28 protein-coding genes and 1 tRNA gene are annotated in these 26,502 nt (G+C 65.8%); 15 read left to right on the top strand and 14 right to left on the bottom strand.

Annotation, left to right across the window (positions count from 1 at the left end; all coding sequences use genetic code 11):
- Window positions 1-6: 6 nt before the first annotated feature.
- A complete protein-coding gene (locus E5554_RS12650; RefSeq protein WP_048937021.1) occupies window positions 7-1,677 on the bottom strand; it encodes an MFS transporter in 1,671 nt (556 codons plus the stop codon).
- Window positions 1,678-1,724: 47 nt separating this feature from the next.
- On the bottom strand, window positions 1,725-2,480 hold the full coding sequence (locus tag E5554_RS12645; RefSeq protein WP_136186985.1) for a metallophosphoesterase family protein: 756 nt from the start codon (window positions 2,478-2,480) through the stop codon (window positions 1,725-1,727).
- A gap of 151 nt (window positions 2,481-2,631) precedes the next feature.
- On the opposite strand from E5554_RS12645, the gene E5554_RS12640 reads away from it, so the two are divergent.
- From E5554_RS12640 to pgl, 5 genes are all read left to right on the top strand, one after another.
- Complete coding sequence (locus E5554_RS12640; RefSeq protein WP_136186984.1) at window positions 2,632-3,840, top strand: acetyl-CoA C-acetyltransferase; 1,209 nt, start codon at window positions 2,632-2,634, stop codon at window positions 3,838-3,840.
- Window positions 3,841-3,865: 25 nt separating this feature from the next.
- Window positions 3,866-6,043: a 3-hydroxyacyl-CoA dehydrogenase NAD-binding domain-containing protein gene (locus tag E5554_RS12635; RefSeq protein ID WP_136186983.1), complete on the top strand. Its 2,178-nt coding sequence runs from the start codon at window positions 3,866-3,868 to the stop codon at window positions 6,041-6,043.
- Window positions 6,044-6,110: 67 nt separating this feature from the next.
- A complete protein-coding gene (galE, locus tag E5554_RS12630; RefSeq protein ID WP_004212048.1) occupies window positions 6,111-7,112 on the top strand; it encodes a UDP-glucose 4-epimerase GalE in 1,002 nt (333 codons plus the stop codon).
- A 10-nt stretch (window positions 7,113-7,122) separates the two neighbouring features.
- Window positions 7,123-7,599, top strand: coding sequence for a YbaK/EbsC family protein (locus E5554_RS12625; RefSeq protein WP_136186982.1), 477 nt, complete (start codon window positions 7,123-7,125; stop codon window positions 7,597-7,599).
- Between the two features lie 5 nt (window positions 7,600-7,604).
- The gene (gene pgl, locus E5554_RS12620) at window positions 7,605-8,297 is read left to right on the top strand and encodes a 6-phosphogluconolactonase (protein WP_136186981.1); all 693 of its coding nucleotides are present in this window, start codon (window positions 7,605-7,607) and stop codon (window positions 8,295-8,297) included.
- 129 nt (window positions 8,298-8,426) lie between these two features.
- On the opposite strand, the gene E5554_RS12615 is transcribed toward pgl, so the two are convergent.
- Window positions 8,427-8,693 (bottom strand): hypothetical protein, encoded by a 267-nt coding sequence (locus E5554_RS12615; RefSeq protein ID WP_136188347.1) that lies wholly within the window; start codon window positions 8,691-8,693, stop codon window positions 8,427-8,429.
- Between the two features lie 57 nt (window positions 8,694-8,750).
- On the opposite strand from E5554_RS12615, the gene E5554_RS12610 reads away from it, so the two are divergent.
- Entirely contained in the window at window positions 8,751-9,887 is a 1,137-nt protein-coding gene (locus E5554_RS12610) for an aminotransferase class I/II-fold pyridoxal phosphate-dependent enzyme (RefSeq protein WP_136186980.1), read from the top strand.
- Window positions 9,888-10,017: 130 nt separating this feature from the next.
- Here the strand turns inward: E5554_RS12610 and E5554_RS12605 are convergent.
- The 3 genes from E5554_RS12605 to E5554_RS12595 all read right to left on the bottom strand — a co-directional run bounded on the left by E5554_RS12605 (window position 10,018) and on the right by E5554_RS12595 (window position 10,871).
- Window positions 10,018-10,102: transfer RNA gene (locus E5554_RS12605), tRNA-Leu, on the bottom strand.
- A 98-nt stretch (window positions 10,103-10,200) separates the two neighbouring features.
- Window positions 10,201-10,578 (bottom strand): ammonium transporter, encoded by a 378-nt coding sequence (locus E5554_RS12600; protein WP_247594251.1) that lies wholly within the window; start codon window positions 10,576-10,578, stop codon window positions 10,201-10,203.
- Window positions 10,563-10,871, bottom strand: a complete 309-nt coding sequence (locus tag E5554_RS12595; protein WP_017503720.1) for an autorepressor SdpR family transcription factor — start codon at window positions 10,869-10,871, stop codon at window positions 10,563-10,565. The genes E5554_RS12600 and E5554_RS12595 overlap by 16 nt, the downstream gene beginning before the upstream one ends.
- A gap of 116 nt (window positions 10,872-10,987) precedes the next feature.
- Between E5554_RS12595 and E5554_RS12590 the strand changes: the two genes are divergently transcribed.
- Window positions 10,988-11,326 (top strand): hypothetical protein, encoded by a 339-nt coding sequence (locus E5554_RS12590; RefSeq protein WP_136186979.1) that lies wholly within the window; start codon window positions 10,988-10,990, stop codon window positions 11,324-11,326.
- A 35-nt stretch (window positions 11,327-11,361) separates the two neighbouring features.
- Here E5554_RS12590 and E5554_RS12585 read toward each other — a convergent pair whose 3' ends face one another.
- A complete protein-coding gene (locus E5554_RS12585) occupies window positions 11,362-12,816 on the bottom strand; it encodes a S41 family peptidase (RefSeq protein WP_210729742.1) in 1,455 nt (484 codons plus the stop codon).
- 195 nt (window positions 12,817-13,011) lie between these two features.
- Here E5554_RS12585 and E5554_RS12580 point away from each other — a divergent pair, with 195 nt between their 5' ends.
- From E5554_RS12580 to E5554_RS12555, 6 genes are all read left to right on the top strand, one after another.
- Window positions 13,012-13,422 carry a MerC domain-containing protein gene (locus E5554_RS12580; protein ID WP_136186978.1) on the top strand — a complete coding sequence of 137 codons (411 nt, stop codon included), beginning with the start codon at window positions 13,012-13,014 and terminating at the stop codon, window positions 13,420-13,422.
- 148 nt (window positions 13,423-13,570) lie between these two features.
- The gene (gene zwf, locus E5554_RS12575; RefSeq protein WP_004212033.1) at window positions 13,571-15,046 is read left to right on the top strand and encodes a glucose-6-phosphate dehydrogenase; all 1,476 of its coding nucleotides are present in this window, start codon (window positions 13,571-13,573) and stop codon (window positions 15,044-15,046) included.
- A complete protein-coding gene (gene edd / locus E5554_RS12570; protein WP_136186977.1) occupies window positions 15,039-16,871 on the top strand; it encodes a phosphogluconate dehydratase in 1,833 nt (610 codons plus the stop codon). Before zwf ends, edd begins: the two co-directional genes overlap by 8 nt.
- A 62-nt stretch (window positions 16,872-16,933) precedes the next feature.
- Window positions 16,934-17,914, top strand: coding sequence for a glucokinase (gene glk / locus E5554_RS12565; protein WP_004212031.1), 981 nt, complete (start codon window positions 16,934-16,936; stop codon window positions 17,912-17,914).
- A complete protein-coding gene (eda, locus tag E5554_RS12560; RefSeq protein WP_004212030.1) occupies window positions 17,911-18,528 on the top strand; it encodes a bifunctional 4-hydroxy-2-oxoglutarate aldolase/2-dehydro-3-deoxy-phosphogluconate aldolase in 618 nt (205 codons plus the stop codon). Before glk ends, eda begins: the two co-directional genes overlap by 4 nt.
- A 56-nt stretch (window positions 18,529-18,584) precedes the next feature.
- Complete coding sequence (locus tag E5554_RS12555) at window positions 18,585-19,106, top strand: hypothetical protein (protein ID WP_136186976.1); 522 nt, start codon at window positions 18,585-18,587, stop codon at window positions 19,104-19,106.
- A gap of 27 nt (window positions 19,107-19,133) precedes the next feature.
- Here the strand turns inward: E5554_RS12555 and E5554_RS12550 are convergent, their stop codons facing one another.
- From E5554_RS12550 to E5554_RS12520, 7 genes are all read right to left on the bottom strand, one after another.
- On the bottom strand, window positions 19,134-19,553 hold the full coding sequence (locus E5554_RS12550) for a TadE/TadG family type IV pilus assembly protein (RefSeq protein WP_010337972.1): 420 nt from the start codon (window positions 19,551-19,553) through the stop codon (window positions 19,134-19,136).
- Entirely contained in the window at window positions 19,550-20,065 is a 516-nt protein-coding gene (locus E5554_RS12545) for a TadE/TadG family type IV pilus assembly protein (protein WP_125987046.1), read from the bottom strand. The genes E5554_RS12550 and E5554_RS12545 overlap by 4 nt, the downstream gene beginning before the upstream one ends.
- Window positions 20,062-22,080, bottom strand: coding sequence for a pilus assembly protein TadG-related protein (locus E5554_RS12540; RefSeq protein WP_136186975.1), 2,019 nt, complete (start codon window positions 22,078-22,080; stop codon window positions 20,062-20,064). The genes E5554_RS12545 and E5554_RS12540 overlap by 4 nt, the downstream gene beginning before the upstream one ends.
- Before the next feature lie 140 nt (window positions 22,081-22,220).
- The gene (locus tag E5554_RS12535) at window positions 22,221-22,808 is read right to left on the bottom strand and encodes a gamma carbonic anhydrase family protein (RefSeq protein WP_069338155.1); all 588 of its coding nucleotides are present in this window, start codon (window positions 22,806-22,808) and stop codon (window positions 22,221-22,223) included.
- 7 nt (window positions 22,809-22,815) lie between these two features.
- Entirely contained in the window at window positions 22,816-23,811 is a 996-nt protein-coding gene (gene hemB, locus E5554_RS12530; RefSeq protein ID WP_136186974.1) for a porphobilinogen synthase, read from the bottom strand.
- 269 nt (window positions 23,812-24,080) lie between these two features.
- Window positions 24,081-24,857, bottom strand: coding sequence for a hypothetical protein (locus E5554_RS12525; RefSeq protein ID WP_125987040.1), 777 nt, complete (start codon window positions 24,855-24,857; stop codon window positions 24,081-24,083).
- Window positions 24,858-24,974: 117 nt separating this feature from the next.
- Window positions 24,975-25,217, bottom strand: coding sequence for a hypothetical protein (locus E5554_RS12520; protein WP_004212020.1), 243 nt, complete (start codon window positions 25,215-25,217; stop codon window positions 24,975-24,977).
- A gap of 114 nt (window positions 25,218-25,331) precedes the next feature.
- On the opposite strand from E5554_RS12520, the gene E5554_RS12515 reads away from it, so the two are divergent.
- Together E5554_RS12515 and E5554_RS12510 are read left to right on the top strand one after the other, a co-directional pair.
- Window positions 25,332-25,853, top strand: a complete 522-nt coding sequence (locus E5554_RS12515) for a GNAT family N-acetyltransferase (RefSeq protein WP_136186973.1) — start codon at window positions 25,332-25,334, stop codon at window positions 25,851-25,853.
- An 11-nt stretch (window positions 25,854-25,864) separates the two neighbouring features.
- On the top strand, window positions 25,865-26,500 hold the full coding sequence (locus E5554_RS12510; protein ID WP_048937039.1) for a DedA family protein: 636 nt from the start codon (window positions 25,865-25,867) through the stop codon (window positions 26,498-26,500).
- Window positions 26,501-26,502 lie beyond the last annotated feature (2 nt).

Below are 26,502 nucleotides of genomic sequence, written 5' to 3'. Positions count from 1 at the left end.
CCCGCTTCAGGTCGATCGCGTCGGATCGGTCAGACCGTCGCCCATTTCCCGCGGATCAGGGGCACGACTGAGCGGCAGCGAGCCGGTCTGGCGTTCCAGCATGCGATGCACAACCGGCGGCTTGCCGCCACTGTGCAGCGCGTGAATCGTATCGCTGTTGGTGATGTCGGCGATGGTGCGCCGCTGGTTATGGCGGACATAGTCGAGCCAGGTCGACACATGATAGCGTTCGACCCAGAGTTCCGGATCGCCCAGATCGCGCATCAGCGACCAGCCATGCGCGCCATCGCGCTTGCGAATGCGGCGGCGCTCGCTCATCGCGCTGAGGAAGGGGACGACCGACCCCACCGGAATGCGATATTCGATGGTGATGACCACCGGGCCGCTGCGCGGCTCGACCGGCACGGCCGTCTCCGGCTCGCGCCAGCGATTCTGGAGATCGAGATTGTCATCGCCGATCTGCGGCAGCGGACGAACGAAGCCGATCAGCGCAGCGACCAGTTGCACCGCGGCGGAGGCATAGAGCGCCTCGACCACGCCATGATCCTCGGCCAGATTGCCGAACAGCCAGGCGCCGATCGCCATGCCGCCGAACGCGGTCATCTGATAGATGGCGACGGCGCGGGCGACCACCCAGCGCGGCGCCGACATCTGGACCGACACGTTGAAGGTCGACAGCGCCATGACCCAGCCCGCCCCGGCGAGCAGATAGCCGAGCAGCGCCAGCGCCAGATAGCCCGACATGGCCGTGATCGCCGTTCCCGCCGCAAGCGACAGGGCGGCGGACCGCACGATTGCCTCGATCGAGAAGCGCGCGCGCAGCCGCCGGGTGGACAGCGCCCCGGCCACCGCGCCGACGCCGAAGGCACCGCTGGTAAGGCCGAAGGTCAGCGCGCCGCCGCCCAGCACATCGCGCGCCACCAGCGGCATCAGCGCCGACACCGCACTGGCACCGATGCCGAAGGCGCCGCCGCGCAGTAGCACGAGCTGGATCTTGGGCGACATCGAGACATAGCTGACACCGGCCCACATCGCGACGCCCAGCCGCTCGCGCGGCAGCAGTTTGGGCGGCAATTCCGGCCGCCAGCGCGCCAGCACCGCGACCAGGCCGATATAGCTGACTGCATTGGCCAGGAACGCCGCCGCCGCGCCCGCCGCCGCGACGATCACGCCGCCCAGCGCCGGGCCGGTACTACGGGCAAGATTGAACCCCATGCTGTTCATAGCGACGGCACTGGGCAGCACGCTGCGCGGCACCATGTCGCCGACCGATGCTTGCCAGGCCGGGCCGTTCACCGCCGTCGCGCAGCCGATCAGGAAGGTGAAGCCCAACAGCGTCCAGGGCGTCAGCGCGCCGAGCCAGGCGACCAGCGCAAGGGCAGTCGACACCAGCAGCATGAACAGCTGACAGGCCATCATCACCTTGCGCCGATCCAGATTGTCGGCGACCGCGCCGGCCCAGAGCGAGAACAGCATGATCGGCAGCGTCGTGGACGCCGGCACCAGTGCCACCAGCACCGGCGAAGCGGACAGCGAGGTCATCATCCAGGCCGCACCGACCGACTGGATCAGCCCGCCGAAATTGGACGCCAGGCTCGCGATCCAGATCGCGCGGAAGATGGGAATGGCAAAAGGCGAGGAAGGCTGGGGGGACTCGGTGTCAGGCACGAAAACCATCAAGCGGATTTAGGAACGTCGGTCAAACCCGCGACTCGGCCTTTGGTTCACATCCGTCCGGTACGCAGTGCGCGTGCCCAGTCGGGCCGGCTGCGAGCATCGGCCGTGGCGGCCGCGCGTTCGGCATCATAGGCGACCAGGACGATCTCCGCATGCCAGCCGTCGGCCATCCGCTCGACCAGTGCATAACGGGCTTCGGGCGATCCGGTCTCCACCTTGTGCGGCCAGGGCCGATCATCCTCATAGGCCGGCAGGCCGACGCTGCCTGGATTGACGATCAGCCCGCCATCGGCGCGACGATGGATGCGCGGCACATGGGTATGGCCGCACAGGATCAACGGCGCGACGACGCCCCCTGCCCGCGCCTCGACCTCCGCCTCGGTCGCCGCGTGCAGCCCGTTCGGTTCGACCGTCTCCAGCCAATAATCGATGTCGCTGTCCGGCGTGCCATGGACCATCAATATCTCATCCGTCAGCCACAGCGTCTCGGGCAAGGCGGCGATCCAGTCGCGATGGCGCGGCGCCAGCAGATCATGGGTCGCCCGGTCCGACGCACCCATCCGGTCGGGCGCCAGCGTCAGCAATTGCCGCTCATGGTTGCCCCGGATCGTCGGCAGATCCATCGCCATCAGCCGATCGGCGGTCTCGCAGGGAAACAACGGCCCCGACAGGATGTCACCGAGATTGACACATAGTTCGACATTGCGCGCAGCCATATCCGCCAGCACGGCGTCGAGCGCGTCGATATTGCCATGGATGTCGGAAAGAACCGCAATCTTCACCTGGCGCTTGTCCCGCTGCAATCGCGCCCCACATCAGGCCCGCACCTGACCTTACGGCAAGGCCATGTCGGCGGAAACCGACCATTTCAGGCTTGCACTTTACGTAAACGTAAATACATTCAGGGCCACTTCCGGTGCGCCAAAAGCCGCCAACGGAGAGGGAAAAGGAACCATGGAAGCCTATATCTACGACGCCGTCCGCACGCCCCGTGGCCGGGGCAAGAGCGACGGTTCGCTCCACGACATCACCCCCATCCAGCTCGCGACGCAGATGCTCGAAGCGGTGCGCGACCGCACCCAGATCGACACCGCAGACGTCGACGACGTGATCCTGGGCTGCGTCAGCCCCGTGGGCGAACAGGGCGCGGACATCGCGCGCGTCGCCGTGCTCAACGCCGATTATGCCCAGACCGTGCCGGGCGTGCAGATCAACCGTTTCTGCGCATCGGGCCTGGAAGCGGTCAACATGGCCGCGGCCAAGGTCTATTCGGGCGAAGCGATGTTCGCGATCGGCGGCGGCGTCGAATCGATGAGCCGCGTGCCGATGGCATCGGACGGTGGCGCCTGGGCAATGGACCCGGCGGTCGCCTACAAGACCTATTTCGCGCCCCAGGGCATCGGCGCCGACGTGATCGCCACCAAGTTCGGCATCAGCCGCGACGATGTCGACGCCTATGCCGTCGAGAGCCAGCGCCGCGCCAAGGTCGCCTGGGACGAAGGCCGTTTCAAGAAGTCGATCGTGCCGGTCCGCGACGTGATCGCCGGCATCGCGCTCGACCATGACGAACATATGCGCCCCGACGCGACGATGCAGTCGCTCGGCAGCCTGAAGCCCAGCTTCCAGGCGCTGGGCGAAGACATGCCCGGCTTCGATACCGTCGCCCTGCTGCGCTATCCCGAGCTGGAAAAGGTCAACCATGTCCATCACGCCGGCAACAGCAGCGGCATCGTCGACGGCGCCGCCGCCGTGCTCGTCGGCAACAAGGAAATCGGCGAGAAATACGGCCTGAAGCCGCGCGCGAAGATCAAAGCGATGGCCTCGATCGGGTCCGAACCGCTGATCATGCTGACCGGCCCGGAATTTGTCGCCGGCAAGCTGCTGGCCCGTGCCGGCATGACCACCGCCGACATCGACCTGTGGGAACTGAACGAAGCCTTCGCCTCGGTCGTGCTGCGCTACATGCAGGCGATGAACCTCGACCACTCGAAGATCAACGTCAATGGCGGCGCGATCGCCATGGGCCATCCGCTGGGCGCCACCGGCGCCATGGTGCTGGGCACCGCGCTCGACGAGCTGGAACGCTCGGGCAAGGGCACCGCGCTCATCAACCTGTGCGTCGGCGCGGGCATGGGCACCGGCATCATCATCGAGCGCGTGTAAGCGGCGGACGCAAGGAGAGACACACATGGAAACCATCCGCTTCGACATCGATGCCGACGGCATCGCCACCCTGACGATCGACGTGCCTGGCCAGTCGATGAACGTCATCGGCCCCGACTTCCTGGCCGACCTTGACGCCGCCATCACCCGCATCGCGTCGGAAGAGGGCATCAAGGGCGCGGTCATCGCATCGGGCAAGGACAGCGGCTTCATGGCCGGCATGGACCTGAAATATTTCGGGTCGATGCTGGCCAGCGCCGATGGACAGCGCCCTGCCCCCACCGCGATCTTCGACAATGTGTTCGTGCTGAACCAGCTGTTTCGTCGCCTGGAAACTGCCGGCAAGCCGGTCGCCTGCGCGATCGAGGGCACCTGCGTCGGCGGCGGCTTCGAACTGGCGCTGGCCTGCCATCGCCGCTTCGTCGGCGACAGCCCCAAGACCCAGCTCGGCCTCCCCGAAATCCTGATCGGCCTGTTCCCCGGCGGCGGCGGCTCTCAGCGCCTGCCGCGCATCATGGGCGTGCAGGCGTCGCTGATGTACATGCTGCAGGGCAAGCTGTTCCGCCCCGCCGAAGCCGCGATGCTGAAGGTCGTCGACGGCGTGGTCCCGCAGGGCACGGCAGCTGCGGCGGCGAAGGAATGGGTCAAGGCTAATCCGACCGCCAATACCCAGCCCTGGGACGTCAAGGGCTTCAAGGTTCCGGGCGGCGCCGGCGGCTTCAACCCCGCCTTCGTCCAGACCATGGCCGGCGCCCTGCCGATGACGCTCAAGCAGACCCAGCGCAACATGAACGCGCCGATCGCCCTGCTGTCGGCGGTCTATGAGGGCATCACCCTGCCGATGGACCGGGCGATCCGGATCGAGAGCAAATATTTCGCCAAGGTCGCCGCCGATCCGCAGGCGTCGAACATGATCCGCACCCTGTTCGTCAACAAGCAGGCGGCCGAGCGCGGCGCGCGCCGCCCCAAGGACGAGCCCAAGGCGCCGACGACCAAGCTCGCCATGCTGGGTGCCGGCATGATGGGCGCGGGCATCGCCACCGTCGCGGCGCAGGCCGGGATGGACGTGGTGCTGTTCGACCGCGACCAGGCCTATGCCGAGAAGGGCAAGGCCCATGTCGAGGCGGTGCTGGCCAAGCGCCTGGGCCGTGGCATGACGCCCGAGAAGATGGCCGCCACCCTGGCCCGCGTCACCCCGACCACCGACTATGCCGCGCTCGCCGGCGCCGACTTCGTGATCGAGGCGGTGTTCGAGGATGTCGCGATCAAGGCGGAAGTGACCAAGCAGGTCGAAGCCGTGCTGGGCGCCGACACCATCTTCGGTTCCAACACCTCGACCCTGCCGATCACCAAGCTCGCCAATGCCTGGTCCAGGCCCGAGAATTTCATCGGCGTCCACTTCTTCTCGCCGGTCGAGAAGATGCCGCTGGTCGAAATCATCCTGGGCGAGAAGACCGGCCCGGCCGCGATCGCCAAGGCGCTCGACTTCGTGGCCCAGATCAAGAAGACCCCGATCGTCGTCCATGACAGCCGCGGCTTCTACACCTCGCGCAGCTTCGGCACCTATGTGCAGGAAGGCGCGGAGCTGGTCGGCGAAGGCATCAACCCGGCGCTGATCGAAAATGCCGGCAAGCAGCTCGGCATGCCGACCGGCCCGCTGGCGGTCAGCGACGAAGTGTCGATCGAACTGGGCGTCAAGATCATGACCGCCGCCAGGAAGGAACTGGGCGACGCCTATGTTCCCCAGGGGTCGGACGACATCATGCTCAAGATGGTCGAGGCCGATCGCCTGGGCCGCAAGAATGGCAAGGGCTGGTACGACTATCCCGAAGGCGGCAAGAAGCATCTCTCGCCGGTGCTCGGCGATCTGTTCCCGCGCGCTGACGCCCAGCCGGATGTCGAGGAAGTCAAGGAACGCCTCCTCTATCGCCAGCTGATCGAATGCGCCCGCTGCTTCGAGGAAGGCGTGCTGGAAACGCCGGAAGATGGCGACATCGGCGCGATCTTCGGCTGGGGCTTCGCGCCCTATACCGGCGGTCCGTTCAGCCATATGGACACGGTCGGCATCGCCCATGTCGTGGCCGTGCTGGACCGGCTGGCCGCCGCCCATGGCCCGCGCTTCGCCCCCACGGCGCAGCTGCGGGAAATGGCTGCAAACGGCGCGACCTTCTATCGCCCCGTTCCGTCTCGCGCTGCAGCATGAGCGATTTGTAAATCGTAACGCTTCTGTATTAGGTCTCCCCGGACATATTCGGGGAGACCTTTTCTTTATGAGCAAGCCAACGGTTCTGGTCACGGGCGGCGCCGGCTATATCGGCAGCCATGCGGTGCTGGCGCTGAAGGATGCCGGCTATGGCGTGGTGGTGATCGACAATCTGGTCACCGGCTTCCGCTGGGCCGTGCCGCAGGACGTCCCCTTCGTGCAGGGCGACATTGCCGACCAGGCGCTGGTACAGGCGACGCTGCGCGAACATGGCGTCCAGGCGATCATGCATTTCGCCGGATCGGTGGTCGTGCCGGAATCGGTCGAGAACCCGCTCAAATATTATAACAACAACAGCGCCAAGACCCGCGACCTGCTGGAGAGCGTGGTCGCCGTCGGCGTCCCCCATTTCATCTTCTCCTCGACCGCCGCCACCTATGGCATACCGGAGGAAAGCCCGGTCAGGGAAACGACGCCGCAGCGGCCGATCAATCCCTATGGCATGTCGAAGCTGATGACCGAATATATGCTGCGCGACGTGGCGGCCGCTCACGCCATGAACTTCTGCGCACTGCGCTATTTCAATGTCGCCGGCGCCGATCCGCAGGGCCGCACCGGCCAGTCGACGGCGGGCGCCACCCACCTGATCAAGGTCGCGGTAGAGGCGGCGCTGGGCAAGCGCAGCCATGTCAGCGTCTTCGGCACCGATTTCGCCACGCCCGACGGCACCGGCGTGCGCGACTATATCCATGTCAGCGATCTCGCCGCCGCCCATGTGCTGGCGCTCGAAGCGCTGATCGCCCACCCCGATCGCAATTACATGCTCAATTGCGGCTATGGCCGGGGCTTCTCCGTGCTCGAAGTGCTGGACGCGGTCGACCGGGTCACGAACATGACGATCGAGCGCCGGCTGGAAGGGCGCCGTGCGGGCGATCCCGATGCGCTGATTTCCGACAATAGCGCGCTGATGGCGGAATTTCCCTGGCAGCCGCGCTATGCCGACCTCGGCCAGATCGTCGACCATGCGCTCGCCTGGGAACGCAAGCTGAGCGACATCCAAAAGGCATGAGGCAAAAGGCATGAGCGAAGCCAGCGTTAGCGCCTTCTTCGCCGCGCAGGCGCCCGATGTGGCGATCATCGACCAGGGCGTCAGCACTGCAACGGTGATCGAGGCGGCCGCCGCGCTGGGCGTCGAACCCGCGCGCATCGCCAAGACGCTGTCGCTGCGCGTCGGCGAAACGGTCGTGCTGGTCTGCGCCCGCGGCGACGCCCGCCTGTCCAATGGCAAGGCGAAGGCAGTGCTAGGCGCCAAGCCGCGCATGCTGGGCGCACATGAGGTGGAGGAGATTACCGGCCACCCGGTCGGCGGAGTCTGCCCCTTTGGCCTCGCCAACGCCCTGCCCGTCTATTGCGATGTCTCGCTGCAGGCGTTTAACACCGTGTTTCCGGCGGCGGGATCGCGCACCGCCTCGGTCGAACTGACGCCCGAACGGCTTGCCGCCTTGACCGGGGCGCAATGGATCGACATCTGCACCCTTCCCGAAATCGTCGAGTGAGAGCCATGCCGACCGAACATATCTTTGCCACCGGCGCCGAAGCTGCCACCGACATCGCCGCCCGCATCGCCACCCTGTTGTCGGATGCGATCGCCCAGCGCGATGTCGCGACGCTGGCCGTCTCGGGTGGCCGCTCGCCCCGCCCGGTGCTGGAAGCGCTGTCGAAAGTGCCGCTCGACTGGACCAAGCTTATCGTCACTTTGGTCGACGAACGCTGGGTCGATCCGCTCAGCGCCGACAGCAACGAACGGCTGGTGCGCGAAACCCTGCTCCAGGGACCGGCCGCCGCCGCCCGCTTCGTGCCGATGAAGAACAGCGCCGCCGACGCCTATGCCGGCCAGAGCGCGGTCGAGGTGGACTTTGCCGCCCTGCCCTGGCCGTTCGACATCATCCTGCTCGGCATGGGCGATGACGGCCATACCGCCTCGCTCTTCCCGGAGGGCAAGGAACTGGCCGAGGGGCTTTCCAGCCAAACCTACACCATCGCCGCCACCCCGCCGGTCGCACCGCACCAGCGCCTGTCGCTGACCGCCCACGCGATCCTGCAGAGCCGCCACATCTTCCTGCAGATCGGCGGCGCGGGCAAGAAGGCGGTCTATGACCAGGCGCTGGCCGGCGGGCCGGTCGAAGAGCTACCGATCCGCCTTGCCCTGCTGCAGGACAAGGTGCCGGTCGAAGTGTGGATCGCCGAAACCTAAAAACATCCTCCCCTGCAAGGGGAGGGGGACCATTTGCGCAGCAAATGGTGGAGGGGTATCCCGTTTGCGGTAGGGCGATACCCCTCCGTCACGCGCTTCGCGCGCGCCACCTCCCCTTGCAGGGGAGGATTATCGGTCGCGCACCGCATGTTTCGAGATCAGATAGCGCCACACGCCGACCGCATTGATCGCCAATAGCGCGACATTCTGCCAGCCGATGCCCTCGCTGTCCTTGTCGAGAAAGCCCCAGGCGATCAGCGCGATCGAACTGGTGACGAACAGGACGAAGGCCCAGCCGGTGATCCGCCGCCCCAGGTTCAGCGACACCACCAGCGCCGCGAGGGTGGCGGCCCCGGCACCATAATATTGCAGGGCGGTGAGCAGCGCCTGGTTCATGCCAGACAGAACGTAGCGGCCATGGACATGGTTGCCCGCACAGAATAGGCACCCCGCATGATTGCCCAGATCGATCCCTTCCACGCCATCGCTATCAGCCGGGAGGCCCATGCCCTCAAGGCTGCGGGCCGCTCCATCCTGCACATGGAATTCGGCCAGCCCTCGACCGGTGCGCCTGCCGCCGCCATCGCGCTGGCGCATGAAGTGCTCGATACCGACCCGATGGGCTATTGGGAAAGCCCGGCGCTCAAGGAACGGATCGCCCGCCTCTATGCCGACCGGCACAATGTCGCCGTCGATCCCGAACAGGTGCTGCTGACCTGCGGCGCATCGCCCGGTCTGGTGCTGGCATTGACCAGCCTGTTCGCGCCCGGTGCCCGCGTCGCCACCGCTCGGCCGGGCTATGTCGCCTATCGCAACACGTTGAAGGCGCTCTATCTGGAGCCGGTCGAGATCGCCTGCGGTCCGACCGAACGCTATCAGATCAGCGCCGACGCGCTAGCCGCGATCGAGCCAGCGCCGGACGGCCTGATCCTCGCCAGCCCGGCCAACCCGACCGGCACGATCATCCCGGCCTATGAACTCGCGGCGATCGCCAAAGTGTGCGCGACACGCGGCATCCGCATCATCTCCGACGAAATCTATCATGGCCTCAGCTTCGGCGAACCCGCGCATTCGATGCTGGAATTTGCGCCCGACGCGGTGATCGTGAACAGCTTCTCCAAATATTTCAGCATGGCCGGCTGGCGGCTGGGCTGGATCGTCGTGCCCGCCGACCTGATCGGCGCGGCGCGGGCGCGGATGGGCAATCTGTTCCTGACGCCGCCGGTACTGGCGCAGCAGGCGGGCCTCGCCGCCTTCGACTGCACCGATGAGCTTGAGGGGCATGTCGACACCTATCGCCGCAACCGGCAATTGCTGCTCGACGCCCTGCCCGCGCTCGGTCTCGCCAGCATCGCGCCGCCCGATGGCGCCTTCTATATCTATGCCGATATCAGCCATCTGACGAATGACAGCCTGGCTTTCTGCCAGAAGCTGCTGCGCGAGACCGGCGTCGCCACCGCGCCCGGCATCGATTTCGATCCGGTCGACGGCCATCGCTTCATCCGCTTCAGCTTCGCCGTCTCGACCGACCGGGTCGAGGATGCGATCGCCCGGATGATCCCCTGGTTCCAGGCCCAGCCGAGCCGCTGAAAAAAGAAATGAGCTAACGGACCCGAAAGGGTCCGCAAGGACGCCAGAATGATTATGGCGGCCGTCCGAGCTTATGCGAGGAACGCCAAGCGGGCGGATGCCCGCGCCGGCGCCTGAGGCCAATCAAAGATGGTGCGGGCGGTCGGAATCGAACCGACACTCCTTGCGGAACCGGATTTTGAGTCCGGCGCGTCTACCAGTTTCACCACGCCCGCATCTGATCGTGGAAGGGGGCACCTAGCAGGTCATGAACCGGCTGCAAAGCCCCCAAATCACTCCCGCAACAAAGCCGCCAGGCAGGCGAAACAAGGGCCTAGCGGCGAGCCCGCAACCGGGCGCGCAGAGTGAGGCCATAGCCGATCGTCACGGCCATCCCCGCCCCCACCGCGACGCAGCCGCCGACGACCGCCACCGGTATCGGCGCGAACGCCCAGAAGCCGGCATAGATAATGCCGCTGAGCGCCATCGACCAGCCGCCGACCCGCGCCACCTGCCGCGCGCAGGCGTCAGGCAGGAAAGCCTTGGGCATGCGATTGCCATACCAGGCGATCATCAACCCGTTAGCGCCGATCACCAGCCGCGTGACCATGTCATTGTCCAGCCAGTCGAGCTTGCGCCCCTGGCTGGCGGCCAGCGCCAGCAGCAGGATGCCGCCGCCCCAGAGGAGGCCCGCCTTCAATTCCCTGTCCATCCTGCCTTCTCCCGTTGCTGATCCGGCGCCTCCACGCCGATGCCGAACGACTGGGCAAAGCCCAGCAGCGCCTCTTCCAGCACCGACAGCTTGAGATGATATATGACCGACTTGCCGGCCTTTTCCGCATGGACCAGGTCGGCCTCCTTCAGCACCGCGAAATGCGCCGACATGGTCGGTTTGGAGACATCGAACTGGTCGCTCAGTTCACCCGCGCTCATCGGCCCCTGGCGCAGCAATTGCAGCACCCGGCGACGGGTCGGATCGGACAAGGCGCGGAAGACCTGGCTCATGATGAGATAATTAGCTAGATATCGAAATGAGTCAAGCAGCCATGACGATCCCCGTGGCGCTGCCGCGCCGGCTGCGATAGGGAGCGGCCAAAGTTTCCTTCAATCCAGGCAGAGACATGGCCCGCAAATATTCCAAACATGGCCCCTATGAAGATGTGCATCGCGAGGAAGAGGAAGCGCCGCCCCCGCCGCTCTGCTGGCTGTGCGGCCGGCCAACGGGCACAACCATCGTGTGGCATCATCCCGTTCCCAAGAGCCGGGGCGGCCGCGACGTCGTGCCGATGCACGGCATCTGCCAGCAGACGCTGATCGCCAATTTCACCAATTCCGAATTGCAGCGCCACGGCATGGACGTGGAGGGCCTGCTGCTCCATCCGCCGATCCGCAAGTTCGTCGACTGGGTGGCGAACAAGGATCCCGATTTCACCGCGACCATCACCAAGAAGCAGCGCTGAGAGAAGTCAGCGCTGCCGCCTGATCGGCCGGCCGGTCAGAACAGGCCCGGCACCTCGCGCTGGGCCGGATTGGGCCGCTGCGGCGCCAGCAATTCGCGCGGGGCGGACACCGGCGACGTCACCGCCTTGCGGCTGAGCGTCGCCACCGCGCCGCCGATCGGCGTGCAGCTGCGCCCGGCGATGAAGTCCAGCGCCTGCCGGGTCGCCGCCTCGCGCGGGTCGCCCAGCGGATAGCTGATATCGTCCCAGGCCTGGCAACTGGCCTTCACGCTGCTCGCCAGCCCGTCATAATAATCGGCATTGCCCGCGCTGTTCTGGGTGGCGAAGGCCACCACGCGCAACCGGTCGTCACAGGCTTCGCGATCGATCGCGATCTGCCCGACCGGCTTGCCATAGGTGTTGGCGCCGATCAGCCCGGCCTGCGCGCCCAGATAGGGGATGAAGGCGTTGATGACGCCTTCGCTGGCCGACGCCGTGCCGCCGCTGCCGATGAAGGCGATGCGGGTGGGCGCGACGGACTGCGCCTGCGGCTCGAAATAATGGGTCTGGTTCTGGCCGCTCTTTTCCGGGCGATAGGTCATGCGCATGAAGATGTCGGTGCGCGCCCGGTTGCCGCCGAGCAGATCGCCCAGCACCTTGGCGGTCGAGACGAGGCCGCCGCCATTATAGCGCAGGTCGAGGATGATGTCGGTCACGCCCTGTGCCTTGAAATTGGAGAAGGCGTCGCGCAGCGGCTGTTCCGCCGACAGGATGAAGGTGCGCAGATTGACATAGCCGACACGGCGGCCGCCATCGTCGATCACCCGCGCGCCATAGCGGTTCGATACCGGCATCAGGTCGAAGTCGCGCTTGGTCACCGATACGGTCCGGGTGCTGGTCGCATCGGCGATGCGCAGCAGCCGCGTCGTGCCGGCACTGTCCGGCCCCATCGCATCGGCCACGGCATCGGCACCGCCTGATGCGAACAGCGACGACACGCTGCGCATATTCGTGATGCTGGTGCCGATCTCCAATATCTCCGCGCCGCGATCGATGCCAGCGGCCAGTGCCGGGCCGTTCTCGAACGATTCGATGACGAACAGGCGGGTGGCCCCGCTGTCGGTCGCGAAGCGCAGGCCAAAGCCGGCACTCGACCCCGACTGATAATAGGCATTCTCCGCCTTGATGGAGGTGAGATAGGTGAAATAGCGATCCCGCCGCTGCGACCGCGCGCCCTGCGTCAACGCGTCGATATAGCTGTCGACACTGGCATAGCCGGCCGGGCTGAGCGCGGACGGCAGGGTTTCGGGGAAAAGATACCATTCCTTGAGCGTCGCCGCCGCCCAATCCTGCCGTTCGCGCAGCGAACAGGTGGCGGTCGGCGTGGGCGTGGGCGTGGGCGTCGCCGTCGGCGGCGCACTGCCCGCGCTGTCGGACCCGCCACCGCCGCAAGCCGCCAACATCGCCAGCCCACCCGCCAGCAACGCCAGGCGCGCAACCCCATGCTTCATCACTATTCCCCCCAAAGACCGCAGACGGGATAAGCCGCGCACCGCAACACGGCAAGACAGCGTTGAAACAAAAGAGCTTTCCGCGCCGTCAACCAACCGCCCCGGCAACGCCTTCCGCCCCCTGCCCTTGACTTCCCATGCCCCCATATCGATATGGCCGGAGAAAATGTAACATTATATCATTCAGGAAAAATCATGCCTCATTGCGAAGCGCCGGAACGCGATCCGGCCGGCCGCCCCCGCTCCTGGCTCGACGGCTTCGCCATCTGCGCCTCCGCGCTCTGCACCGTCCATTGCCTGGGCCTGCCACTGCTCTTCGCCTTGCTGCCGACCATCGCCGCGCGGATCGATCCGGGCGAATCCTTCCACCTGCTGATGCTCGCCATCGCCGTGCCGACCAGCCTGTTCGCTCTGTTGCAGGGCTGGCGCCGCCACCGCGCCGCGCTGCCGCTCGGCATCGGCCTGGCCGGCTTGTCCCTGATGGCCGTGGGCGCGCTGCTGGTCCGCACCCCATTGAGCGAAGCGATCTGGACCGTCGGCGGCAGCGCCCTGCTGGCCGGGGCGCATATCCTCGATTGGCGCCGGAGCCTGCGCACCGCCTGCTGACCGACACCATAGACCGCCCCGCCTTCCCGCGAGTCGTTCGCAGTTGCAGCATCATTTTCCTGCCTATAGCCTGCTTGCGTAACGAAGCACGGCCGGTATAAGAGCCGCATCGTGCAGACATAGATAACTAACGGAGAAGGACTGTCCTTTGACCGAACCGTCTGCCACGTTCCTGTTGTTCGGTGCCACCGGCGATCTTGCCCGGCGCATGATTTTCCCATCGCTCTACAATCTTCTGTCGGACGGCCTGCTGCCCGACGACTTCCTGATCATCGCTTCGGCCCGCACCGAAATGGATGACGAAGCCTTTCGCGAGGAAGTCTGCGCGGCGCTCAAGCAGTTCCTGCCGGCCGACCGCTATGATGCCGACATCGCCGCGCGTTTCCGCGCGATGATCCTCTATCAGCCGGTCGATTCCAGCAACGGCGCCCATTTCGCAGAGCTGGCCGAGCGCGTCGATGGACGCCTGGAACGCGGCATTTCCGTCTATCTCTCCACCCCGCCCTCGCTGTTCGGCCCGACCGCACAGGGGCTGGCCGACGCCGGCCTGCTGACGCCCAGGACGCGGATCGCGATGGAAAAGCCGATCGGCAAGGATCTCGCTTCCTCCAAGGTCGTGAACGACAGCATCGGCCACCTGTTCGCTGAAGAGCAGATTTTCCGCGTCGACCATTATCTGGGCAAGGAAACCGTTCAGAACCTGCTGGCGCTCCGCTTCGGCAATGTCATGTTCGAACCGCTGTGGAACGCCACCGCAATCGACCATGTCCAGATCACCGTCGCCGAAACCGTCGGCCTCGAAGGCCGCGTCTCCTACTATGACGGCGTCGGCGCGCTACGCGACATGGTGCAGAACCATATCCTCCAGATCCTTTCCATCCTAACGATGGAGCCGCCCGCCCGCATGGACCCCACGGCCGTGCGCGACGAGAAGGTGAAGGCGCTGCGCTCGCTGCGCCCGATGACCGCGGAAACGGTCAAGACCCACAGCGTGCGTGGCCAATATACGCCGGGCGCCGTCGGCGGCCAGATCGTCACCGGCTATGCCGACGAACTGGGCCAGCCGTCCGACACCGAAACCTTCGTCGCGCTGAAGGCGCATATCGACAATTGGCGCTGGCAGGGTGTGCCCTTCTACCTGCGCACCGGCAAGCGGCTGCCCGCGCGCCAGTCGGAAATCATGATCCAGTTCAAGCCGGTGCGCCATTCGATCTTCGGCCGTGACGGGCAACATTCGGGTGGGGGCTCCGGGCTGGAACCGAACACGCTGGTGATCCGCCTGCAACCGGAAGAATATATCCGACTGACCATCATGTCGAAGCGGCCGGGACTGGAGCGGCAGGTGCAACTGGAGGAAGTGACGCTCGACGTGTCGCTAACCGCCGCCTTTGCCGGCCAGCGTCGCCGCATCGCCTATGAACGACTGATCCTCGACCTGCTCGCCGGCGACCAGACCTTGTTCGTCCGCCGCGACGAGGTGGAAGCCCAATGGGCCTGGATCGATTCCATCATCGACGGATGGAAGGAGGCGCACATGAAGGTGTCGACCTATTCCTCCGGGAACTGGGGGCCGTCCTCGGCCATTGCCCTAATCGAACGCGACGGAGCCAGCTGGCATGACTGATCTTCACCCCGTGATCGCCAAGGTCACAGAACGCATCACCGAGCGCAGTGCGGCGACGCGCCTCAAATATCTCGACCTGATCGAGCGGGGCCGCGATGCGGGCACCAACCGTGCCCAGCTGTCCTGCGGCAATCTCGCCCATGGCTTTGCCGCCAGCGGCGAGGACAAGGCTGTCATCCGCACCGGCCGGGCGATGAACATCGGTATCATCACCGCCTATAATGACATGCTCTCGGCCCATCAGCCCTATGGCCGCTACCCCGAGCAGATCAAGATCGCCGCACGCGAGATCGGCGCCACGGCGCAGGTGGCGGGCGGCGTGCCCGCCATGTGCGACGGCGTGACCCAGGGCCAGGCCGGCATGGACCTCTCCCTGTTCAGCCGCGACACCATCGCCCTGTCGACCGCCGTGTCGCTCAGCCATGCGATGTTCGAGGGCAATCTGATGCTCGGCATCTGCGACAAGATCGTGCCCGGCCTGCTGATCGGCGCACTGCGTTTCGGCCATCTGCCGACCATCCTGATCCCGGCCGGGCCGATGCCCTCGGGCCTCGCCAACAAGGAAAAGGTCCGCATCCGCCAGCTCTATGCCGAGGGCAAGGTGGGCCGCGAGGAACTGCTGGAAAGCGAAAGCGCCTCCTATCATGGCGCGGGCACCTGCACCTTCTACGGCACCGCCAATAGCAACCAGATGATGATGGAAGTCATGGGCCTGCACATGCCCGGCGCCGCCTTCGTCAATCCCGGCACCAAGCTGCGCAGCGAACTGACCCGCGCCGCCACCCATCGCATCGCCGACATCGGCTGGGACGGCAATGACTATCGCCCGCTCGGCCACTGCATTGATGAAAAGGCGATCGTCAACGCGATCATCGGCCTGATGGCCACCGGCGGATCGACCAACCATGCGATCCACCTGCCCGCCATCGCGCGCGCGGCCGGCATCCATATCGACTGGACCGACTTTGCCGAACTGTCGGACGTGGTGCCGCTGCTGGCGCGCGTCTATCCCAATGGATCGGGCGACGTGAACCATTTCCACGCGGCGGGCGGCATGGCCGTCATCATCCGCGAACTGCTCGACGCCGGCCTGCTCCACCGCGACATCATGACTGTCGCGCGCCAGGATCTGACCGACTATGGCAAGGAACCGGTGCTGCAGGATGATGCGCTGGTCTGGCAGGACGTCCCCGCCAGCCGCGACGAGGCGATGCTGCGTCCGGCCTCCAACCCGTTCCAGGCCGATGGCGGCATGAAGCTGCTCCAGGGCAATCTTGGCCGCTGCGTGATGAAGGTCAGCGCGGTCGACAAGGAACGCTGGACGATCGAGGCGCCGGCCGCGATCTTCCACGATCAGGACGATGTGCTGCGCGCCTTCAAGGCGGGCGAGCTGGAACGCGACGTCGTCGTCGTCGTCCGCTTCCAGGGCCCGCGTGCCAACGGCATGCCCGAACTGCACAAGCTGACCCCGGCGCTGGGCGTGCTACAGGATCGCGGCTTCAAGGTCGCGCTGTTGACCGACGGCCGCATGTCGGGCGCGTCGGGCAAGGTGCCCGCCGCCATCCATCTGTCGCCCGAGGCGCTGGGTGGTGGCCCGATCGGCAAGCTACGCGATGGCGATCTCGTCCGCGTCTGCGCGGAAAGCGGCCAGGTCGAGGCGCTGGTCGATGCCGCCACCTGGGACGCGCGCGACATTCCCGCCGCGCCGCCGCCGCCCTATGACACCGGCCGCGAACTGTTCGCGCTGTTCCGCCACCATAGCGACCTTGCCGAACAGGGCGCTTCCCCGATCCTCGCCGCGATGGACGCCGAACTCGCGATATAAGCACAGCCATTCGTGCCGGCGCACTCGGATGCGCTGGCGCGAATGTCCGGAGAGAGAGACAAATGACCGACATCATCGCCGCTGACATTGGCGGCACCAATGCGCGCTTCACTCGCGCTTCGCTCGACGACAAAGGCGTGCCGACACTCGGCACCGTCCGCAAATACAAGGTCGCCGACTATCCCAGCCTCCAGGCCTGCTGGGGCGCGTTCGTCGAAGACGAAAGCAAGGATAGCGACACCCCGCTGCCCGACGCCGCCTCGATCGCCTTTGCCACCGCCATCGGCCGCGAGGTCATCAAGCTGACCAACAGCAACTGGGTGATCCGCGCCGACACGCTGGCGGAGGATCTGGGCCTGCGCACCGTGCGCCTGGTCAATGATTTCGAGGCGGTGGCCCATGCCGTCTCGCGCCTGCCCGACGAAAATCTGCCTTTGCTGTTCGGCGAGGATCGCCCCTTTCCGCGCGACGGCGGCGTCACCGTGGTCGGTCCCGGCACCGGCCTTGGCGTCGCGATGATCGCCTATGATGATGGCCATCCCCATGTCATCGCGACCGAGGGCGGCCATCTCGACTTCGCCCCACTCGACCAGATCGAGGTGAAGATCCTCGACTATCTGCGCGACAAGTTCCTGCGCGTCTCGACCGAGCGGATCGTGTCGGGTCCGGGCCTCAACTATATCTACAAGGCGCTCGCCACCATCGGCCATGACCGGGTCATGCTGATGGAAGACCCCGAATTGTGGCAGGCCGCGCTCGACGGCAGCGACGAGTTCGCCCGCCGCGCGCTTGACCGCTTCTGCCTCTGCTATGGCTCGGTCGCGGGCGATCTGGCACTGGCGCACGGCCCCCATGCGGTGGTACTGGCCGGCGGCCTCACCCAGCGGATGAAGGATTTTCTCGAACAAAGCGGCTTCCACGCCCGCTTCAAGGCCAAGGGCCGGTTCGAGAGCCTGATGGCCACCGTGCCGATCCGCTGCGCGATCCATGAAGAAATCGGCCTGTTCGGCGCTGCCGCGGCCTTTAGGGAGAAGAATGCATGAGCTTGACCGTCGAACAGGTGATGGAACTGGCCCCGGTGATCCCGGTGCTGGTGGTCGATCGGGTCGAGGATGCGCTCCCCATTGCCCAGGCGCTGGTGAAGGGTGGCCTGCCCGCCCTCGAAGTCACGCTGCGTACCCCCGCCGCGCTTGACGTCATCCGCGAGATGGCCAAGGTCGAGGGCGCGGTCGTCGGCGCCGGCACGGTGCTGAACCCGGCCCAGCTCGACGCCGCGATGGAAGCGGGCGCCCGCTTCATCGTCAGCCCCGGCCTCACCGAACCGCTGGGCAAGGCCGCGATCGCCGCCAACATCCCCTTCCTGCCGGGCACCGCCACGGCCGGCGACATCATGCGCGGCATGGACATGGGCCTGTCCCACTTCAAATTCTTCCCGGCGGAAACCTCGGGTGGTCTTCCGGCGCTCAAGGCGCTGGCCGCGCCGCTGCACACCGCGCGCTTCTGCCCGACCGGCGGCATCACCGCCCAGAGCGCACCCGAATGGCTGGCCCAGCCCTTCATCAAATGCGTCGGCGGCAGCTGGGTCGTGCCCAAGGGGCCGATCGATCCCGCAGTGATCGAGGCACTGGCGCGCGAAGCCGCCGCCCTGCCGCGCTAAATCTATCGCGCGGGACCGGACAAACCCCCATTGCGCGCCTTCCGGTCCCGCCCTAGATGCAGATCATGATCACGCGCCGCTTCCTTCCCACCATCGCCCTGATCCTGTCGGGCTGCGCCGGCGCGCATGAAAGCTATCCCTCGCTTGCCAAGCGCCCGGTCGAAAGCGCACCGATGGCCGAGGCGCCCGCCGCCCCGCTTCCCGTGCCGGCCGACGAGAAGCTCAAGGCCCAGATCAGCCAGCTCACCAGCCAGGCGCAGAGCGGCGGCGCCAATTTCGACAAGGCCTATGCCAGCGCCGATCGCGCCGTAAACAGCGCCGGTCGGGCATCGGTATCAAGCGACGCCTGGGTCGCGGCGCAGGTTGCGATCAGCGCCGCCGAATCCGCCCGCAACGACAGCGTCTCCGCCCTCGCCAGCCTCGACACCCTGTTCATCGAACGCTCCAACGCGGTCGCCGATGGATCGGAAAAGGGCGGCGTCGCGGATATCGACGCGGCACGCGCCAGCGTCCTGTCGATGGTCGACAGCCAGAATGACCGCATCGACGCGCTGAAGAACCGCCTGCCCCAGCCCTGACCGGAGCATTGGGCATTAGCCCATCTGTCAGCCCGCAAGCCCCGGCAGGCAGGATTTCGCCGACACCGTCGTCGGCAGCGGCACGAGCTGGCTGATCGGCGAGCTGAACGGCTTGTTGATCTCGACCATGCTGGCCTGGCCGACACCGCGACACGCCACATTGGCCTGAATGCTGACATTGGCCGCAGCAATGACGATGCCGTTCGCCTTGGCCCGCGCCACGGCATAGCTGATCTGCTGCTGCGTGGTGCCGCACGCGCTGTCATTGACCATATGGCAGCGCGCCGTGCTGTAGGCAGCCTCGCGCAGCGCCTGCTTGGTCCAGGCCAGCCGTCCCAGTTCGATCACGCCGAACAGGCAGGCGAAGAAGACCGGCGCCAGCAGGGCAAATTCGACCGCGACCGCGCCCGTCTGGTTCGATCGGATAGGGTTCAGCCATCGGGTCATTGCAGGCGCACCGTCGTCTTCTGGGTGATGACCGCCTTTTCCGCGAGCGAGGCCGGGACGAATTGCGGGTTGAACTTGTAGCTCGCGACGATGTCGAGATAATAGCCCGACCGGCTGTTCGCGCTCGCGCCGCTGCCACAGCTCTGGCCGCAACTGTTGGTCGGAATGAAGCTGCCCGTCTGGCTGAGGCAGGCGCAGACGCGGGAACTGTTCGTGCAATTGCCCGTCCCGCCATTGCAGCCGACGGTGACGGTGATCGGGCTTTGCCCCGGCGCCGCCGCCATCGCCTGGACATAGGCGGGAATGGACTGGAACTGCACCGCGTCGCGTGTCTTGAAGGCCGACAGCGATGCACCGCTGACCGCTTCGGCCAGCCGCCCGCGCTGGATGGTGAACTGGGCAATGTCGATCGCGACCAGGCTGATCGTGAAGAACAGGGTCAGCCACAGCGCGAACTCGACGGTGGCCACGCCCCGTTCCGAGCGACGCAGCGTTCGCAAGCCACCGATCATGCCACCAGCTCCACATCGCCGCCGCTGCCGCCGACCAGATCGCTGATCGACTTGCAGGCGGTGCCGGCATTGGCGCCGCCGCTTGCGGTGACGCGATAGGCGATCAGGGTGAAGCATTGGCCCGCTGACAGGCTGTTATTGCCGCCCGACATGGTCACGGCCGAATTGGGCAGATGGACGACGCCGGAAAAGACATTCTGCGACCCTGCGCCCCAGTTGGTCGCCTGCGATGTCAGGCTGTCGACCAATATGTCGGCGATGGCCGCCCCTTCGACGGTGCTGGTGGGGGCGATCAGCTTGGTCTTGGCGCCACCGGCCAGGTTGATGGTCCCGCCCAGGATGAAGCTGACATTGACGCCGGCCATGTCATAGCCGGATACCGACACGCCCTCCAGCGTCTGGCCCCAGCTCTGGTTGGTGATCGGCGACGTATAGGGCCAGGTGGTGCCACCGGTGCCGTTGGTCAGGCCGCCGCTCACCGTGTAGCGCCCGGCGCCGAACAGCACCGATCCGGCGATCGACAGATTGCCGTTGATCAGGTGATTGGCGGTCTTGCCGAAGACCAGGCGGCTGCCACCGGCCGTCACGATATTGCCATTGGCGCTGAACAGCCCGTCGCCCATGAAGAAGCGGCCGCTACCGCTCAGCGTGATGGCGTCGCTGCCGGCATTGGCCAGGGTGTAGTTGCCGGTGCCCGCGATCAGGGTGGAATCGCCATCGATCCTGATCTGGCCGGCGACGTCCAGATCGCCATCGCCCAGCGTCATCCAGCTACCGCCGCCGACGCTGATCCCCTTGAAGCCGTGACTACCCGCGCCCACTGCCAGGGACGTGCCGCCCGACAGCGTGATGTTCGCCGCAATCGAGACAGGGCCGGTGCCGATCCGGTTGGTGCCCGCAAAGCTGACCGTGCCGGCGCCGATCGACACTTCGCCATTGCCGAAGGTGACGCCGCTCGATCCACTGTTGAAGCCGCCATTGATCCGCCAGACATTGTCACCGAAATTGACAGTCGAACCGCCACCAACCGACACGCCATTGGCGACGGTGACGGTGGAGCCAGCCTGGAAGGTGACAGTGATGCCACCGTCGATCGTGATCCGCGACAGGCAGTAATTGCCGGCGGGCACGGTGAATTTGGCGCTGTTGCCCTGACGGAAGGGGGCTGCACCGGCCGAGGGCGAATTGCCGAAAGTCCATATGTCGGCGCAGGCCGGCGTCACCGGATTGGCAATGGTCCGCGGCGTGCGGAAGGTGCCGAGCAATTGCCGCGCGGTGGCGAGATCCATCGAATTGGCGAGCGGGTCGCTAATCGCGGTCGACTGGTTGATCCGCTTGTCCGCCGCCGGGACATTGCCGTTCCAGCTGGGATTGGAAAAGCTGCCGGCATAGCGCAGCAGATCGGCCGACAATGTGCCATAATTGTTGATGATGTCGGCCGCGCCCGAGACGATTTCCTTGGCCGTGATGCCCGACCCACCATTGTTGACCGATCCGGCGCCGACCACCGAACAGTCAGTCGCGTTGATTGTCGCGCCACCCTGTGTCTCGACCGCATTGCCCGACGAGGCGAGGCCCAATATGCAGGGCGTGGCCGATGCGCTGCCTGCCAGGCGCGCCATCGCGCTGACCTTTACGGGCATGGTTGCCGCAGCGCCCAATATGCGGCTGAGGCTGAGCGGCAGCGGCGTCGTCAGTTCCACGCGCACCGCCTTGGCGCCGGCTTCGGACGTGTCGGCCAGCAGCGCGACGTCGATCGTCGCGTCGGTGATGCCATGGGCGGTGACCAGATCGACCGCGGTGGGCCGCAATATCGCCTGCGATCCGTCCGCCTTGTAGGCGACGGCTGCGGCCAGCGCCGCCATGTCGGCCACGCGCTGGGTCGCGATCCGCCGCTCATAGCCGCGATTGAGATCGACAGCGAGACCCTCCATGCCGATGACGCCGATCAGCGACAGGGCAGCGACGACACTGACACTACCGTCATGCCTCAGAAATAAATTGCGGAATTTCATGGATAATCCCGAATGAAATGTCGGGACTGCCATTCCGCGCAAAAACTTGATTAATTGCTAATTCACGCAATTTTCGCAAAATAATGTCGGACAATTGGTTGACGACGACGGATCGCCAGAAACCGGAAATGCGCCGGTTTTCAGCCCATCTGGCGCACTGCGCCCTTATGCGCCTTGCCATTATGGACATAATGGTCGACGCCCTCGCGCATGGTGATGATCGCCTCGTCGGTCAGGTCGCGCATATATTTGGCCGGGCGCCCGGCCCAGAGCTGCCGGTGCAACACCGTCTTGCCGGGCGAGAGCAGCGCGCCGGCCGCCAGCATCGCGTCGCTCTCCACGGTGCAGCCGCTCATCACGATCGCGCCCAGCCCCACGAACGCACGGTCCTCCAGCACGCAGCCATGGACCATCGCCATATGGCCGATCAGCACATCCTCGCCGATGATGGTGGGATAGCCCTCCGCCGGATAGCCCGGACGGCCGTCGCCGGGGCTGTCGCAATGGACGACCGTGCCGTCCTGGATATTGGTGCGCGCGCCGATGCGGATATGGTTCACATCGCCCCGGATCACGCAATTATACCAGATGCTGGCATCCGCGCCGATCTCGACGTCGCCGATGATCCGGCATCCCGGCGCGATGAAGGCGCTGGGGTGGATCAGCGGCGCCTTGCCGTTCAGCGGGATGATCGAAACATCAGGATGGTCGGCGGGATGATCGGTCATCTGCGCCTCAACCATTCAGCAGCCGCGCCGCGTGCAGCGCATGATAGGTCAGCACGCCCGAACAGCCGGCCCGCTTGAACGCCATCAGCGTTTCCAGGATCAGCGCATCGCGATCGCCCGAGCCGGCAGCGGCGCCATGTTCGATCATCGCATATTCGCCCGATACCTGATAGGCGAAGACCGGGACGGAGAAACGATCGCGCACCCGCGCGACGATATCCAGATAGGGCAGGCCCGGCTTCACCATCACGCTATCCGCGCCCTCGGCCAGGTCCAGCGCGACCTCGCGCAGCGCCTCCTCGCCATTGGCCGGGTCCATCTGGTAATTTTTCTTGTCGCCCTTCAGCAGCCCGCGCGATCCCACCGCGTCACGGAACGGACCATAGAAGGCACTGGCATATTTGGCGGCATAGGCCATGATCTGGACATTGGCGTGGCCGGTTTCCTCCAGCGCCTCGCGGATCGCACCGATCCGGCCGTCCATCATGTCGCTCGGCGCGATGATGTCGGCGCCCGCCGCTGCCTGATTCAGCGACTGGCCGATCAGCACGTCGATCGTCGCATCATTGACGACATAGCCGGTCTCGTCGAGCAGCCCGTCCTGGCCATGGGCGGTATAGGGGTCGAGCGCCACGTCGGTCAGCACGCCGATATCGGGCACTGCATCCTTGATCGCGCGGATCGCCCGACACATCAGGTTATCGGGGTTCAGCGCCTCGGCGCCATCGTCGCTGCGACGGTCGGCCTGGGTATTGGGGAACAGCGCCAGACAGGGAATGCCGGCGTCGCGCGCTTCCTTGGCTCGGGCCACCATCAGGTCGACCGACCAGCGCGACACGCCGGGCAGCGCCACGATCGGTTCCTCGACGCCGTCCCCTTCGGTCACGAACAGGGGCCAGATGAAATCGCTGGGCGACAGGCGGTTTTCGGCATGCATCGCCCGGCTCCAGGCGGTGGCACGGGTACGGCGCATGCGCAGCGCCGGATAGGAGGCAATAGTCATGCCGCGGGTGTAGGCCGCGACCGGAAGGGGATCAAGCCGGACCGATTGTCCTGCCCTTGGGGCGATGGGGTGGAAACAAGACATTCCTCCCCGGACCGGGGAGGGGGACCATTTGCGCAGCAAATGGTGGAGGGGCACAGGCCCAATAGCGCAGCGTTAATAGGCACCTTCCCCTCCGTCAGGCGCTACGCGCCTGCCACCTCCCCAAGACAAGCTTGGGGAGGAGTTTGAACATGTCCGCTTCTGCTCGATACCCGACCTACCGCGCCTCAGCGTCCGTCGTCGTCCGCGCCGGCGCTGCCACCGATAACCGTTCGGGTATAATCGATGCGGATGCGGACCCAGGCGCCGACCTGGGGCTTGCCGTCGACGCGGGGCGGGCGCACCAGGAATTGCCAGGCGGCCAGGCGCACCGCGCGGCCAAAGCCCGATCCGGTCGGATATTCGCTGATCATCTGGCAATTTTCGACATGATAATGGTCGATCGTCTTGCACGCGACCAGGCCATAGCCCTGCGCCGGCGCATTGGCGGGCAGATAGGTCGACAATTCGGCGTGGGTCGGCCGGCGATACCATTCAGCCTCGAACAGTTGCACGCCGCCCGGCCCCTCGCCCGGCCCCACGATCGCCTTGGCATTGCCGGTGCCGCTGTCGCCGACGCCCGCCGTCTTCTTTTCCATCTTGCCGATGTCCGCCGCGGCCATCTGGCGGCTGTCGAGCGTGATGAAGGGGAAAGGCGATGGCGGCTGCACGCTCGGCGTCTCGACCGGCCGGGGGGGCGTCACCACCGGTTCGCTCTTCTGCTTGGGCGCGGCGGTATCACGCTCGCGCTTTTCCGCCTTCTGCGCCTTGGACTTTTCCTTGTTCGCCTGCTTGGCCGGCTCAATATCGAAGCTCACCGGATTGCGATCCTCGACCTTCTTGGGATCGATATGCGGCGCCATCGTCAGCAGCGCCAGCAGCAGGATCGCGTTCAGCACCAGCGCGAACGCCAGGCCGCCGGCCCGCTGCCGCAACTTGTCCCAGGGAATATGCGAAATTATCAAGCGTGCCGACCGGTCTCTATGCGTTGCGCGTCATGCCCAGACGGCGCCGGACAGTCAACGCCGTGGCGGCTGACAAATCGGTAATGTGGTTGGATTGGCCGGCCGACGCCCTGCCCGTCAGCAGACATCCTCTTCGCGCACCACCGGCCGGCTCTCGCGCGTGGCCCGCATCCGGCTGGCCTTGTCGTCGACATCGGACGTCAGCACCACATGATCGTCATGCACTTCCAGCAGCACCCCGGCAAAGGGAAATCCCTCCAGACTGCCGGTCACGCGATAGCTGACCGAATCGCCGACCTTGAAGCTGGCCGGGTCCATGTTGAAGCTGAAGGGGCAACTGCCCTCGCCCATGTCCTGCATGTCACTCTCCTCTTTGACGCCGATCCTATCGCGGCCGCAGCGTCCCGATCAAGCATCGCCGCATCCATTCTTCAGGGCTTTTGCAGCCATCGCCGCCCCGCTAAAGGCGGGGCCATGGATATCTGCCTTGCCGCCCCCGCCGACCTGCCCCTGCTCCACCGCGTGATCGAGCGCGCCTATCGCGGCGACGAGGCGCGGGCCGGCTGGACATTCGAGTCCGACCTGCTGACCGACGCCCGCACCGATATCGAGGAATTGCAGGAGATCCTCGCCAGCCCGACCGACCGGCTGCTGGTCGCGATCGACGACAAGGGCATGCCGATCGGCTGCGTCCAGATCACGAAGCGCGAGGAGGGCGTCGCCTATCTCGGCCTGCTCTGTATCGATCCGCAGCTTCAGGCCGCCGGGCTTGGCCGCCGCATGATCGCTGCGGCGGAGGATCAGGCTGCGCGCGATTTCGGCGCGACCATGATCGAGATGACGGTGATCGACCGGCGCCCCGAGTTGATCGCCTATTATCAGCGGCGCGGCTATGTGCTGACCGACGAGAAGCGCCCCTTCCCCGTGCCACTCGATCCGCCGCTGGAAATGGTCGTCCTGGCAAAAGCGCTGGCGGCTCCCGTGCAACTGAGCTAGGCCCGCTCGCGATGCTCACCAAGCTCTATCAGTGGATGCTGGCCAAGGCCGCTCACCCGCACGCCGAACGTTGGCTTTTTGCCTTCAGTTTCATGGAATCCAGCTTCTTTCCGATCCCGCCGCATCCGCTGCTGGGCCTCATGTGCCTGGCGCGGCCGGAAAAGGCGATCCGCTATGGCCTCATCTGCACCATCGCCTCGGTGCTGGGTGGCCTCCTGGGCTATGGCATCGGTCACTTCCTCTATCAGGCGGTCGGCGCGCAGATCCTGCATCTGCTTGGCCTGTCGGCAAAATTCCCGGTCGCGGCCTGCTATCTGCGCGACTATGGCGCGGAGATCATCCTGATCAAGGGCGCAACCCCGATCCCGTTCAAGCTGATCACCATCACCGCCGGCTTCATCGGCCTGTCGCTCTTCACCTTCCTGTGGGCCAGCATCCTGTCCCGCGCCTTCCAGTTCATGATCGTCGGCTTCCTGTTCTGGAAATTCGGCCGCCCGATCAAGGCGTTCATCGAGAAATATCTGGCACCGCTGTCGGCCCTGTTCCTGGTGCTGGTGGTCGGCGGTTTCGTCGCGGCATCGATGCTGTCGGGCGGCGGGCAGAAGAGCGACCGCTGCTCCAACGCCACCATGGCTACCATCTCCTGATC

The organism is Sphingobium sp. PAMC28499 (assembly GCF_004795815.1).
Lineage (GTDB): Bacteria > Pseudomonadota > Alphaproteobacteria > Sphingomonadales > Sphingomonadaceae > Sphingobium > Sphingobium yanoikuyae.
The sequence above is the reverse complement of the archived record's forward strand: the minus strand, read 5'-3'. Positions and strand labels throughout refer to the sequence as shown.